Origin of the sequence: Sphingomonas kyeonggiensis (assembly GCF_014204495.1) — a bacterium.
GTDB lineage: Bacteria > Pseudomonadota > Alphaproteobacteria > Sphingomonadales > Sphingomonadaceae > Sphingomonas > Sphingomonas kyeonggiensis_A.
Map to the genome: position 1 here is coordinate 576,545 of NZ_JACHLN010000003.1, position 14,245 is coordinate 590,789.

General features: G+C 66.3%; 9 protein-coding genes. All 9 read left to right on the forward strand.

Annotated elements, in window-relative coordinates; genetic code table 11:
- Positions 1–119: 119 nt before the first annotated feature.
- Positions 120–1,463, forward strand: a complete 1,344-nt coding sequence (locus HNP52_RS16850; protein WP_311768504.1) for a dicarboxylate/amino acid:cation symporter — start codon at positions 120–122, stop codon at positions 1,461–1,463.
- The gene (locus HNP52_RS16855) at positions 1,460–4,546 is read left to right on the forward strand and encodes a TonB-dependent receptor domain-containing protein (protein WP_184168777.1); all 3,087 of its coding nucleotides are present in this window, start codon (positions 1,460–1,462) and stop codon (positions 4,544–4,546) included. The genes HNP52_RS16850 and HNP52_RS16855 overlap by 4 nt, the downstream gene beginning before the upstream one ends.
- Entirely contained in the window at positions 4,546–5,472 is a 927-nt protein-coding gene (locus HNP52_RS16860) for an alpha/beta hydrolase (RefSeq protein ID WP_184168778.1), read from the forward strand. The genes HNP52_RS16855 and HNP52_RS16860 overlap by 1 nt, the downstream gene beginning before the upstream one ends.
- 143 nt (positions 5,473–5,615) lie before the next feature.
- Positions 5,616–6,074 (forward strand): RNA polymerase sigma factor, encoded by a 459-nt coding sequence (locus HNP52_RS16865; protein ID WP_184168779.1) that lies wholly within the window; start codon positions 5,616–5,618, stop codon positions 6,072–6,074.
- The gene (locus HNP52_RS16870) at positions 6,071–7,045 is read left to right on the forward strand and encodes a FecR family protein (RefSeq protein WP_184168780.1); all 975 of its coding nucleotides are present in this window, start codon (positions 6,071–6,073) and stop codon (positions 7,043–7,045) included. Before HNP52_RS16865 ends, HNP52_RS16870 begins: the two co-directional genes overlap by 4 nt.
- 109 nt (positions 7,046–7,154) lie before the next feature.
- Positions 7,155–10,562, forward strand: a complete 3,408-nt coding sequence (locus HNP52_RS16875) for a TonB-dependent receptor (protein ID WP_184168781.1) — start codon at positions 7,155–7,157, stop codon at positions 10,560–10,562.
- A gap of 69 nt (positions 10,563–10,631) precedes the next feature.
- Complete coding sequence (locus tag HNP52_RS16880; RefSeq protein ID WP_184168782.1) at positions 10,632–13,349, forward strand: pitrilysin family protein; 2,718 nt, start codon at positions 10,632–10,634, stop codon at positions 13,347–13,349.
- 170 nt (positions 13,350–13,519) lie between these two features.
- A complete protein-coding gene (locus tag HNP52_RS16885; RefSeq protein ID WP_184168783.1) occupies positions 13,520–13,687 on the forward strand; it encodes a hypothetical protein in 168 nt (55 codons plus the stop codon).
- Positions 13,688–13,800: 113 nt separating this feature from the next.
- Positions 13,801–14,244, forward strand: coding sequence for a MarR family winged helix-turn-helix transcriptional regulator (locus HNP52_RS16890; protein WP_184168784.1), 444 nt, complete (start codon positions 13,801–13,803; stop codon positions 14,242–14,244).
- Position 14,245: the final 1 nt, after the last annotated feature.

Here is a 14,245-nt window from a genome sequence, read left to right on the forward strand (position 1 = left end):
TCAAATACTTATCCCGCAGATTCCGAAGTGCTGGAGAGCCGCAACGGGAAGGATAAGGTGCACGACCAAGGCCCCGACACAAGAGGCTGCGCGCCATCCAGGCGCGGACAGAGGAGAGTATGATCATCCAGTCGATCCCCGACGGGCAGCCCATGGCTGCTCGCAAGCCATTCTATCATCACCTCTATTTCCAGGTGTTGGTGGCGATCGCGCTGGGCGTGACGCTCGGCCATTTCTGGCCGTCGGTGGGCGAATCGTTCAAGCCGCTGGGCGACGGCTTCATCAAGCTGGTGAAGATGGTGATCGCTCCGGTGATCTTCCTCACCGTGGTGAGCGGCATCGCCGGCATGCGCGAGCTGGGCTCGGTCGGCCGGGTCGCGGCCAAGGCTTTCGGCTATTTCCTGTTCTTCTCGACGCTGGCGCTGATCATCGGCCTGGTCGTCGCCAATGTCGTCCAGCCCGGTGCGGGGATGAACATCGATCCGCGCACCCTCGATGGCAGCGCGGTCGCCGGCTATGCGCACCAGGCGCATGAGACGACCGTGATCGGCTTCCTGATGTCGATCATCCCGACCACCCTGGCATCGGCGCTGACCGAAGGCTCGATCCTCCAGACGCTGTTCGTCGCGGTGCTGTTCGGCATCGCGATGGTGCTGGTCGGCAAGCCGGCCGAGCCGGTGCTCGACCTGGTCGAGCGGATCGCGCTGATCGTGTTCCGCATCGTCGGCATGCTGATGCGGCTGGCGCCGTTCGGCGCGTTCGGCGCGATGGCTTTCACGATCGGCAAGTACGGCGTCGAGTCGCTGGGCAACCTCGCCTGGCTGGTCGGCACCTTCTACGCGACCTCGCTGTTCTTCGTGCTGGTCGTGCTCGGCGCGGTCTGCTGGTTCAACGGCTTCTCGATCTTCAAGCTGCTGCGCTTCCTCAAGGCCGAGCTGCTGCTGGTGCTCGGTACCTCCTCGTCGGAAGCAGCCCTGCCCAGCCTGATCGCCAAGCTGGAAGGTGCGGGCTGCGAGAAGGGCGTAGTCGGGCTGGTCGTGCCCACCGGCTATTCGTTCAACCTCGACGGCACCAACATCTACATGACGCTCGCCGCGCTGTTCATCGCGCAGGCCTGCGGCGTGCACCTTAGCTGGGGCGAGCAGATCCTGCTGGTCCTCGTCTCGATGCTCAGCTCGAAGGGTGCTGCGGGCGTGACCGGCGCCGGGTTCATCACGCTGGCGGCGACGCTGTCGATCGTGCCGAGCGTGCCGGTGGCGGGCATGACGCTGATCCTGGGCGTGGACCGCTTCATGAGCGAGTGCCGCAGCCTCACCAATTTCGTCGGCAACGCGGTGGCGGCGATCGTCGTCGCGCGCTGGGAAAACAAGCTCGATCGGGAGGCGCTCGACGCCGCCCTCTCGGGTCGCAGCATTTCAAAATCAGAAGACCTAGAACAAATGGAACAGGGAGAGAGGGCATGAAGAAGGGATATGGGCGTATCGCCTTGACCGCGGGCAGCGCGCTGGGCGTGCTGATGCTCGCACAGGCGGCGCATGCGCAGGACGCGGCGGCGCTGGCCAGCCAGGAGGCGCCGGCCGCGCAGGAAGGCAATGAGAAGACCGACGAGATCGTCGTGGTCGGCACCCAGATCCGCGGCGCCAGCACCACCGCGGCGCTGCCCGTCTCGGTGCTCGACGCCAACCAGATCGACGCCACCGGCGCGCTTTCGGGCGACGAGCTGTTCCGCTCGATCCCGCAGGCCGGCGATGTGAGCTTCAACGAGTCGAACAACCCGCAGACCAGCAACGCGGCGCGCGGCGACGTCAATTCGATCAACCTGCGCAACCTGGGCGTAGGCAACACGCTGGTGCTGCTCAACGGCCGCCGCCTGGTGAGCCACCCGACCAGCCAGGCCGGCGACGGCAATGTGCCTGTGCTCGGCTACAACGCCAATTCGCTGCCGGTCGCCGGCATCCAGCGGCTCGAGATCCTGCGCGACGGCGCCGCCGCCATCTATGGCTCGGACGCGGTGGCGGGCGTGGTCAACACGGTCACCAGGAACAATATCGACGGCGGCTCGCTCGACATCCGCTATGGCGGGGCCGAGGGCACGCATCGCCGCGAATTCCAGGTGACCGGCACCGTCGGCAGCAACTTCGCGGAAGGGCGTGGCAACATCTCGCTCTATGTCGACTATACCCACCGCACGGCGCAGCTGGCCGAGGACCAGCCCTATACGGCGACGGACAACCTCATGTCCTATTTCGCCAATGATCCCGCCTATGCCGGCAACCTGACCGCCGACGGTCGCGCCACCCAGTCGCCCTGGGCCAATCTCGCCGTGGTCAACGGGCCCGGCACCATCCGCCGCAACCCGGGCAACCAGGCGCTGACCTCCTCGGCCGGCGCCTTCCACACCCAGTCGACCGCCAATGCCGGCTGCCTGGTGACGATCAGCGCCGATACCTGCTTCGGCACCGGCACCCGTGCCACGGCTACGACGCTGCGTTCGGAGCGATTCGATACGCGGCCGGGGACCACGGTTTCGCCGACGATCGAGCGCTATAACAGCTTCGCCAGCGCGCATTACGACATCTCGGACAGCGTCACCGTCTATGGCGAGGCGGGTTTCTATTACGCGGAGACGCACCGCATCCAGCCGCCGACGATCAACCTCAACGCGATCGTGATCCCGGCTTCCAACTATTGGAACCCGTTCGGCCCGACCACCTTCAACGGCGTCGCCAACCCGAACCGCATCGCCGGCCTGACCAACGTGCCCGCCGCCGGCCTGGCGGTGCGCCTGTCCACCTATCGCTTCGTCGATGCCGGACAGCAGGAAGTCGATGTCACCAACTGGCAGTCGCGCTTCCTGGGCGGCGTGAAGGGCCAGATCGGCAGCTTCGATTTCGACAGCGCGATCCTCTATTCGGAAGCCGAGGCGACCGACGTCTCGAACGCGATCAACATGACCGCGCTCCAGCGCAACCTCGCCCTCTCCACACCCGAGGCGTACAACCCCTTCAGCGGCGGCTGCGCGGCGACGCCGAGCGTCGGCGACTGCTCGCCCGCCTCGGGCACCACGATCGACTCGTTCCAGTTCGACCTGAAGCGCCGGTCCAAGACCACGCTCGCACTGGCTGATTTCAAGGTGTCGAACGGGCGCCTGCTCGCCCTGCCGGGCGGAAACCTGGGCGCGGCGTTCGGCATCGAGGGCCGCCGCGAGACGCAGCGCGACGACCGCGATCCCAACCTCAACGGCTCGATCGGCTTCGTCGACATGGTGACCGGCGAGACCAACCTCTCCAACGTCGCCGCCGTCAGCCCGACGCCGAGCACCAGGGGCGCCCGCACCGTCTTCTCGGCCTTCGCCGAACTCGCCGTGCCGGTGGTCTCGCCCGAGATGCACGTGCCGCTGATCCATCGCCTCGATGTACAGCTCGCCGGACGCTACGAGCATTACAGCGACTTCGGATCGGTGGCGAAGCCCAAGATCGCCGCGGCCTGGGACCTGGTCGACGGCCTGCGCATCCGCGGTTCCTGGTCGCAGGGCTTCCGCGCACCGAACCTCGAGCAGACCAACACCGTCGCCTATTCACGCCTCAATTCGAACACCGACTATTATCGCTGCGAGGCCGATTTGCGCGCCGGCCGCATCGCCAGCTACGGCGCCTGCTCGCGCGGCATCAGCTACTCGATCTTCGTCAGCGGCAATCCGAACCTGAAGCCGGAGAGCAGCACCAGCTGGACCATCGGCACCGTGCTCCAGCCCAAGTTCATTCCGGAGAGCGCCGGACGGCTGACGCTGACCGCCGATTTCTGGTCGATCAAGCAGACCGGCATCGTCGGCCAGTTCGGCGCGCAGAACGCGCTGGTGCTCGATTATCTCCTGCGCCTGCAGGGATCGAGCAACCCGAACGTGATCCGCGCCGCGCCGACCGCGGACGACACCCCGGTCTTCGCCGGCACCGGCCTGGCCCCGGCGGGCGCGGTGACCCGGATCAACGACCAGTTCGTCAACCTGCTGCCGCAGACGGTGCAGGGCATCGACGTCGCGCTGCTCTACAATGTCCGCACCGGCATCGGTAAGTTCGACCTGGCGATCAACGGCGCACGGCTGACCAAGTTCTCGCGCGATACCCCGCCGGCGGTGCAGGCGCTGTTCGACGCACGCGAAGCCGGGCAGATCAACGCCGCCACCCCGCTCACCGATGCGAGCGACCTGATCCAGGATCGGGGCAAGCCCAAGTGGCGAGTCACCGGCTCGCTCACCTGGTCGAAGAGCGGCTTCCAGGTCGGTGCCTTCGCCAATTATATCGGCACGGTCTACGACACCAACTTCCTCGACGCGAACGGCAACCCGTACAAGCTCGAGGGCCAGGTGACGTTCAACCTCTACACCCAATATCGCTTCAAGGGCGGGCTGGGCGACGATACGCGGCTTCGCGTCGGCGTGCGCAACCTGTTCGACAAGCAGCCCCCGATCACCGCCGACGGCTATCTGGGCTCGCTCTACAGCCCCTATGGCCGCTATTGGTACGTGACGCTCGGTACGAGGTTCTGATGCGCTTTCTCCTCTCCCTCCTGGCCACGATGTTCATCGCGGCCAGCCCCGCCTTCGCCCAGGACAAGCTGGGTAAGCCCGAAGTCTATGCCGTGTGGCCGGGCAACCCGCCCGGCCACGGCAAGCCGACGGGCCCGGAAAAGGTGGGCAACGAGGGAGGGCAGACCGGCTCCTGGTCGAACATCTCGGAGCCGCGCTACGAAGTCTACCGCCCCACCCACCCCAATGGCGCAGCGGCACTGCTGCTGGGTGGCGGCGGTTACTTCCGCATCCAGATCGGCTCGGCCAAGGACGTGGCGGCGAAGCTCGCCGCCGCCGGCATCACGCCGATCATCCTCTATTACCGCCTGCCGGGCGACGGCTGGAATGCCGATGCTCCCTTCCAGGACGCGCAGCGTACGCTTCGCCTGCTCAAGGCCGGCGCCAAGCGCTGGGGTCTCGATCCGGCGCGGATCGGCGTGGTCGGCATGTCGGCCGGCGGGCACCTGGCCGGCATGATGGCGACACGCAGCGATCATGATTTCTATGCCCCGATCGACGATGCCGACAAGCTGAGCGCCGCGCCGGCCTTTGCCGGCATGATCTACCCGGTCGTCTCGATGCGGCCGCCGATCGACACCACCCAGACCCGGAAGAAGCTGTCGGTGCTGCCCGACTATCGCGACTTCTACTCCGTGGAAGCGCAGGTGGGGCCGACGACTCCGCCGGTGTTCCTGGCACACGCCGCCGACGATCCGATCGCCAATGTCGAGCATACGCTGCGCATGTTCGGCGCAATGAAGGCTGCCGGGCGGCCGGTGGAGATGCATGTGTTCGAGAAGGGCGGCCATAGCTGGGGCGCCGGCAAGCCGGGCACGCTGGTGGCGCAGTGGCCAGAGCTGTTTCTTGCCTGGCTTCGCGAGCACCAGCTCATCTCCGGCCGGTGATAGCGTTACCACTTGGCAAGGAACCCGGGACAGTCCAGACATTGTGCAATGATCGATTCTTGCACCGTTCCCGATCCATCTTGTCGGGTTTGCGCCGCTCGCTCGTCTAGCTAGCGGAAGCGACGTTGCGGGACCTTGCGAACATGCTCGCCAAGGCAAAGCGCGCGGTAGTACGGCGCGGCGTCGCCGAACAGGATGCGGATGAGCTGGTGCAGGAGGCTTTCCTGAGGATCGAGCGCTACGAGCGCGACCGGACCGCCCGCTCGCGCGAGGCGCTGCTGGTGACGGCAGCGGTCAATCTCTCGATCGATCGCAAGCGTCGCGATGCGCGCGCGCCGTTCGCCGAGACGCCCGACCTGCACAATATCGCGGACTCGACACCCGATCCCGCGCAGATCATGGAACAGCAACGACGGCTTGAACATGCCAAGGCAGGGCTGGAAACACTGCCGGAACGAACCCGCCGTATCCTGCTGCGGCGAAGGCTGGAAAATGCCAGCTATGCCGAAATTGCGGCCGATGAGGGGATGAGCGTGGCGGCGGTGGAGAAGCAGGTGGCGCGGGCGACGCTCCAGCTGATGCAATGGATGGAGGGGTGGTGAGCCAGCCCTATTCCCGCGCATCGGCCGAAGCCGCCGCCTGGCTTGCCCGTCTCCAGGGCGACGCTCGCACGCCCGCGCGCGAGGCCGCCTTCCAGGATTGGCTGCGCGCCGATCCCGCGCATCAAAGCGCGTTCGAGCGCGCGACCGATATCTGGGCGGACCTGCCCGGCGCCGCGCTGCTGCTCGACGAGCCACCGGTCCGCGCGGCAAGCACCGCGCCAACGCCGATAGCGGAAGCCCGCGCGCGGTGGCGGCTGCCGCTCCACCAGCTGGCACTCGCGGCATCGCTGCTCATCGCGGTCGGCATCGGCAGCTTCCTCTGGCTGAGCCGGCCCTCCATCTATTCCACCGCGATCGGCGAGCAGAAGGTCGCGACGCTGGAGGATGGCAGCCGCATCGCGCTCAACACCGACAGCAGCGTCGAGGTGCGCTATGATCCGGCCCAGCGGCTCGTCGAGCTCGAACATGGCGAGGCGATGTTCGAAGTCGCGCACAATACCGCCCGCCCCTTCATCGTCCGCGCCGGCGACAAGCAGGTCCGCGCGGTCGGCACCAGCTTCGTGGTGCGGCGCGAGGACAAGGAAGTGACCGTCATCCTGCTGCAGGGCAAGGTGGTGGTGACCGACATCCGCCCAGCGGTGAAGCGGATCGCCCCCACCTATCTCACCCCTGGCGAACGGCTGCGCGCGCAGCCCGAAGGCGCCGTGCGGGTCGATGCGCAGCCAGCTGAGATCGCCACCGCCTGGCGCCGCGGCCAGGCGATGTTCTCGGACACGCCGCTGATCGACGCGGTTGCCGAGCTGAACCGCTATGGCGGCCCGCGCCTCGTCGTTGACGATCCCCGGCTTGCCACCCTGCGCGTGTCCGGTGTGTTCGCTACCAACGACACCGGCGAGTTCGCCCGTGCCGTGGCCGCGCTGCACGGGCTGCGCATCGAGCAGACCGGCCAGACTATGCACATTGTGCGCTGATTTCAGGCGCGGTGACATTTTTGTTTCTTTGCCATGTCGGTTTCGCAACGCAGCATCGTCTAGACCTGTGAGGGAGTGAGAAAAGGTCGCACTCCCCCGGGGGAAAATCATGCCGTCCAAGCTCACGCTGTCCACGCTCGCTGCAAGTTGCTGCCTCTTCGTCATTCCGGTCGCCCAGGCGCAGACGCGCTACAGCTTCGACATGGCGGCGCAGCCGCTCGAGGCCGCGCTCCGCTCGGTGGCGACGCGCACTTCGACGAACATCATCTTCGACAGCGCGGTAATCCGGGGGCGGACCGCGCCGGCGCTGCATGGCGAGTATACGGCGCAGGGCGCATTCCAGGCGCTACTGCAGGGATCGGGGCTCTCGCTCAACGCGACCCAGGGCGGTTCGTACATCGTTTCCGCGCCCGCCGGGCAGAACCGCACCAGCGGCGAGAAGGGCGCGATCACCGGCCACCTGACCCGCGAGCAGGGCGGCCGCGCGCTTGCCGGCGCGTTGGTCCGGATCGCCGAGACCGGCGACAGCACCACCGCTGACAAGAATGGCGACTTCAGCTTTCCCGATGTCGCACCGGGCCAGTATACGCTGGAGATTTCCTTTCTCGGCTTCGGCACCCGCACCCAGCCGATCGTGGTGGGATCGGGAAACGCCTCGACCATCGACCTGGCGATGAACGAAGGGGTTGAGGAGGGCGTACCGATCGTCGTCTACGGTACCCGCAGCGCCCGCGCCAACGCGCTCAACCTGCAGCGCGCGGCCGAGAACAACACCGAAGTCGTCTCGGCCGACGACCTGGGCAATTTCACCGGCACCACCTTTTCCGACGCGCTGCGCCGCACCGCCGGCGTCTCGTTCCAGCGCGACAGCGTGACCGGCGACGGCACCAACGTGATCGTCCGCGGCCTCGATCCGGACATGAACAACGTCAAGCTCAACGGCCTGCAGCTGCCCGTCGGCAACGGCACCGGCCGCTCGGCCGACCTGAGCAACCTGCTCGCGGACTCGGTCGGCAAGATCACGATCAGCAAGAGCCTGCTCCCCAGCCAGGACAGTGCCGGCACTGGCGGCCTGATCGAGATCGAGACGCTGTCCCCGCTCAACCGCCCGCACCGCTACGCCAACCTCCAGGTCGAGGGCGGCCTGAGCGGCAAGGACTTCAGCAAGGACTTCCTGGTCTCCGGCACCGTTGCCGGCCGCTTCGGCGCGCAGGACAATTTCGGCCTGAGCGCGTCGGTCCAGTATCGCCGCAACTCGGTGCGCAACGTGTCGTACAACACGGTGACCAAGTTCGGCGCGTTCCTGCCCAATGCCGCCAACGGCACCCCGACGCTGACCGCGGGGGACGCGGTCAACCCGAACGCGATGTTTCCCTTCGTGCCCGGGGATGACGGCGCCTACATCACCCAGCTCGAGACCAGCTTCAACCATGTGAAGCAATCGACCCTGGCGGCGACGGTCTCGGCCGAGTGGAACATCGGCAACCACAGCAACTGGAAGTTCGATTTCCAGCATGCGGAGGTCAACCGCACCTATTACGCGATGACCGACATCTTCACCGCTACCAGCAAATATTCGGACGTGCCCGGCGGCCAGGCGATCTCGGCGCTGCACCTCGACCTGACGCCCGGCAATGCCGCGCTGGGGCGGGAGCAGGCGTACAGCTACGATCCCGACGCCAAGACGATCACCGATACCTACAGCTTTTCGGGCAAGAGCACCGCGGGCAAGCTGACCTTCAACTATCTCGCCGGCTATGCGCATGGCAGCGAGAAGCATGACCGCAACACCACGCTGGACATGCGGGTGAGCGGCATCGATGCGACCGCGGCTTATTTCCAACCCGGCGCGACCGACTCCACGCTCGGCTACATCATCACCCCGTTCGCCCGGCGCAGCGGCGACGCAATCCCGATCCCGCTGCTCAGCACCGCCGGCTGGGCGCTGATCAACGATTCCTCGCGCTACACGATCACCAACGGCACCGGCGGCATCGACAAGACCACCGGCAGCAACAACCGCTATACCGGCGAGGCGAGCCTGCGCTGGGACATGGACTGGGGCTTCCTGAAGTACGTCCAGGTCGGCGGGCGCTTCGAGCGGGCCGAGTTCAAGCATGACCTGACCCGCACCCAGTTCGCCGGCAACGCCTCGATCGCGTCGCTCGGCCTGCCCTTCTCGCCGACCGACCTCACCCGGGTGGGCGTGACCGGCGCCAACTTCACCGCGATGAGCGAGGGGACGGTGATCCGCTTCCTCGACAATCTCGGCAATTATCCGCAGGTCGTGCTCTCGCCGATCGCGCCGGCCATCGGCCAGGACAAGCAGAAGACGCGCGAGGACAATTACGCCGCCTATGTCCAGAGCCGGCTGCAGTTCGGCAAGCTCGAGATCGTCGGCGGCGTGCGCTACAACCGCACCGAACTGTCGGCCTCGAACCTGGTGTTCCCGACCTATATCGGCCCGATCCTGCCCGCCAATGGCGGCGGCTTCGGCAGCGACATCCTCTTCCAGAACCAGTTCAGCAAGCTGGTGACCGAGACGGCGGAGTCGGAGGATTTCCTGCCGCGCGTGCTGTTCAATTTCCGCCAGAGCGATAATCTGATCTTCCGCGGCGGCTATTTCCTGTCGGTCGCGCGGCCGCAGATCAACGACCTGTCGCAGCAGACCCGGATCAGCTTCATCAACATCCCGATCCCGGGCCCGGACGGCGTCAAGCCGATCCTGCAGATCAATTCGGGCAACCCGAACCTGAAGCAGGCGACCACGCATAATTTCGACCTGAGCGCCGAATATTACCACAAGATCGGCATCATCAAGCTGAGCGGCTTCTACAAGCGGATCAACAACCTGCTCCAGGCCAACCAGACCAACGGCCCGGCCAACCTGGCCAACATCACGCTGCCCAACAGCCCCTATTTCCAGGGCGCGCCCTATTTCGACCCGGCGCATCCGGAGAATTACTTCATCAACGGCGGCTCGCCGATCAACAGCAAGCATCCCGCCACCATCTGGGGCGTGGAAGGCCGGTTCGAGCGGCAGTTCGACTTCCTGCCGGGCGCGCTGGCCGGGCTCGGCGTGATCGCCAACTACACCTACACCAAGAGCAGCCGCTACCAGCAGTATAGCTGGGCCTATGCGCCGGCCGGCCAGAGCAACGTCTATGAGTTCTCGGGCCTGCCGTTCAACCAGCAGCCCAAGCACAGCGGCACGCTCGCGCTGACCTATCAGAAGTACGGCTTCGACGGCACGCTGGCCTATAGCTTCCAGTCGAAGACGCTCGACAATTTCTACCCGCGCGGGCTGTCGGTCTACAACCAGGACGTCCAGACGCTCGACCTGCGCGGCGAATACTACATCGATCGCGGCCGGAAATACCGGATCTATGTCGAGGGTTCGGACCTGCTCAAGGGCACCGAGACGCCCGACGTCCAGCAGCTCATCGCCGGTTACTACACCCGCGCGACCTATCTCGGCGGGCGCAAGTTCAAGATCGGCGCCGCCGCGATCTTCTGAGGCACTGCACGCACCTGCCGGCTCCCCTGTGCGCAGGGAGCCGGCTCTTTTTTGCTTGAGGATATTCCCATGAAGGCCACCAGGTTGCTCCTAGCCGCGGCGAGCTTCGCCATCGCCGCCGCACTGCCCGCCAGTGCGCAGGAGCTTGTTCCGTACCAGCAGTTCACGCTTCCCAACGGCCTGCGCGTCGTGGTGCACGAGGACCACAAGACGCCGAAGGTGGCGGTCGCGGTCTGGTATCACGTCGGATCAATGAACGAGCCCGACGGCAAGTCCGGCTTCGCGCACCTGTTCGAGCACCTGATGTTCAACGGATCGGAGCATCACGACAAGGAATATATGCCGCCGCTCCAGGAGATCGGCGTCTCGGGCGTCAACGGCGCCACCTCGCTCGACCAGACCTATTATTACGAGATCGTCCCGACCGGCGGACTCGAGCGCGTGCTCTGGCTGGAATCGGATCGCATGGGCTATCTTGCCGGCGCGATCAGCCAGGCCAAGCTCGATGAGCAGCGCAAGGTCGTCCAGAACGAGAAGCGCACCCGCGAGAACACCCCCTATGCGCTGATGGACCAGCGCGAGGCGGCGGCGCTGTTCCCGGTGGGCCACCCCTATCACCACCCGACGATCGGCTCGATGGAGGACCTGAGCGCGGCTTCGCTCGACGACGTGAAGGGCTGGTTCGCCCAATATTATGGCGCGACCAACGCCGTGGTCACGCTGTCGGGCGACGTCACGCTCGAACAGGCCAAGACGCTGGTCACCAAGTATTTCGGCAGCGTCCCCGCCGGCCAGCCGGTCAGCCGCACCACAGCCTGGGTGCCGACGCTGGAGCGCGACAAGGGCGAAGTGATGCAGGACGCGGTGCCGCAGACCGCGATCGCCTGGAACTGGGCGGTGCCCGGCCGCGGCACGCCCGAGGCCTCGGCGCTCCAGCTTGCCGCCCAGGCGCTCGGCCGCGGCAAGACCTCGCGCCTCTACCAGGTGCTGGTCCAGGAGAAGCAGCTCGCCACCTATGCCTCGGCCCAATATGCGGGCTATGCCATCGCCGGCATCTTCTCGGTCGATCTGCGGCTGAAGCCGGGCGTCGATCGCGCGGTGGCCGAAGCGGCGGTGAAGCAGGTGCTCGACGAGTTCCTCGCAAAGGGCCCGACCCCGGCCGAACTCGCCCGGGTCAAGGCCAGCGCCTATGCCGACAATGCCCGCGCGATGGAGTCGATCTACGTCAAGGCGATGGCGCTCTCCGACGGTGCGGTCTTCGCGGGCAACCCGGGCAATTATGCGGTGGAGGACAAGCGCTTCCAGGCGCTGACCGCGGCGCAGGTGCGCGGTGCCGCCACCACCTGGCTCGGCAAGCCCAACTACAAGCTGACCGTACTGCCCTTCGGCAGCCCGAAGGTCATCGCCGATGGCGCCGACCGTACCAAGCTGCCGCCGCTTGGCCCCTCGCCCGCGCTCAAGCTTCCGGAGCTGCGCGAGGCGAAGCTCAGCAATGGCATCCGCGTGGTGCTGGCCGAGCGCCCGGGCACGCCGACCGTCGACATGACCATGGTGTTCGATGCCGGCCAGGCTGCCGAGCAGAAGCTCAAGCACGGCATCGGCGGCTTCACGCTGGGCATGATGGACGAAGGCACCACCACGCTCAGCGGCACCCAGTTCGCCGAGCGCCAGGCGCTGCTCGGCGCGCGCCTCTATGCCACGTCGAGCGTCGACACGACCGACTTCATGGTCTCGTCGATGACGCGTTCGCTGCCTGAGACGGTAGCGCTCTGGGCCGACTATATCCGCAACCCCGGCTTCCGCGCCGCCGACCTCGAACGCGACCGCCAGCTCCACCTCTCGGGCCTGGCCCAGTCGCTCGCCTCACCCGACGAGATCGCCCAGCGGACCTTCACCAACCTGATCTATGGCGCCGACCATGCTTATGGCGTGCCGCTCGCCGGCCGGGCAGAGACGCTGAAGTCGATCACCCGCGAGGATTTAGTCGCTTTCCACGACGCCTGGCTGCGGCCCGACAATGCGGTGATCTACGCCGCCGGCGGCACCGATCTCGCAACGCTGACCGCCGCGCTCGAAAAGGCGTTCGGCGACTGGAAGGCACCGGTCCAGGCGAAGGGCGAGAAGACTATCGCGCCCGTCGCGGACATCACCGCCCCGCGCGTCGTGCTGGTCGACAAGCCAGGCGCGATCCAGTCGGTTATCCGGGTCGGCCAGATCATGCCGAAGGGCGATGATCCGCGCGGGTTCGAGATCGGCGCGATGAACGACGTGCTCGGCGGCAACTTCACCGCGCGGCTCAACATGAACCTGCGCGAGGACAAGGGCTGGACCTATGGCGCCAGTTCCTATGTCGCGGAAGCGCGCGGGCCGCAGGTGTTCGGCGTGGCGACCAGCGTGCAGACCGACAAGACTTCGGAAGCGCTGGGGGAGATCGACAAGGAACTGCACGGCATCCGCAAGGACAAGCCCGCCACCCAGGCCGAGCTCGACCTCCTGACCAAGGGCGAAGTGCTCGGTCTGCCCGGCCGGTTCGAGACCAACAATGCGATGGTCGGCTATCTCCAGTACGTGAACCGCTTCGGCCGGTCCTATGACTGGATCACGACCCTGCCCGCGCAATATGCGGCGCTGCGCACCGACACGATCACCAATACCGCGCAGCTGCTCCATCCGGACGCGATGACCTGGGTCGTCGTCGGCGATCTTTCGAAGATCGAGGAGAAGGTCCGCGCGCTCAAGCTCGGCCCGGTCGAGGTGTGGGACGCGGAAGGACACAAGCTGCGCTAAGCGCCGATTCAGGCAATCCTCGGCGGCCGGCCCGGTTCATCCGGCCGGCCGTTTGCCGTTCACCGCCCCGACGCAGGATCGGCACGGCTCGACCGACCCTACGCGTTTGTACGGAATGCGGTCCGCTTCATGATTGAATATTTCCGAAATGGATGAATGACGGAGCAGAAATGACCGACAGCGCCTATTTCGCACAGCGTGCCGACGAGGAACGCGACGCTGCGCTGCGTGCCAAGGGCATGGCCAGCTTCCGCGCGCATATGGGCATGGCGCAGGAATATGAGCGTCGCGCCCGCGGCTTCGAACCGCGCCACGCCGACAAGGTCGTGCTCGACTAGGTCGGGTCCGGCCTGCGGCAGATCGACCGCGCCAGCCCTCCCCATACCAAAGTCTGAGTGCGCATCCTTTGGCGCCTCTTGAGTATATTTGATTAGATAGCTATCTATCTAATATGACTCGAGCCAATCTTCGACGCGATGTTGCGCGCACCATGCCGCAGGTGAGCCGTGGCTGGCGCCAGCTCGCCGATGCCGCGCTCGCCGAACTCCGCGTTTCCAATTCGATGGGCTGGTGCCTGATCCACCTCCACCGGCTCGGACCCGAGGCGCGCCAGACCGACCTGGCGCAGGAGATCGGGATCACCGGCCCCTCCACCGTCTCGGTGCTCAACCAGCTCGAACAGGCCGGACTGGTCGAGCGCGTGCCCAACCCCGAGGACAAAAGATCGAACCGCCTGGTGCTGACCGAAGCCGGCGCGGCGCTGGTCGACAAGATCGAGGCCCGCTTCGCCCAGCTGCGCCGCGAGCTGTTCAACGGCGTGCCCGAGGCGGAGATCGCGACGATGCTGCATCTCCTCGAGCTGCTCAACGCCCGGATAGCGGAGCGGCGAGGCTGAG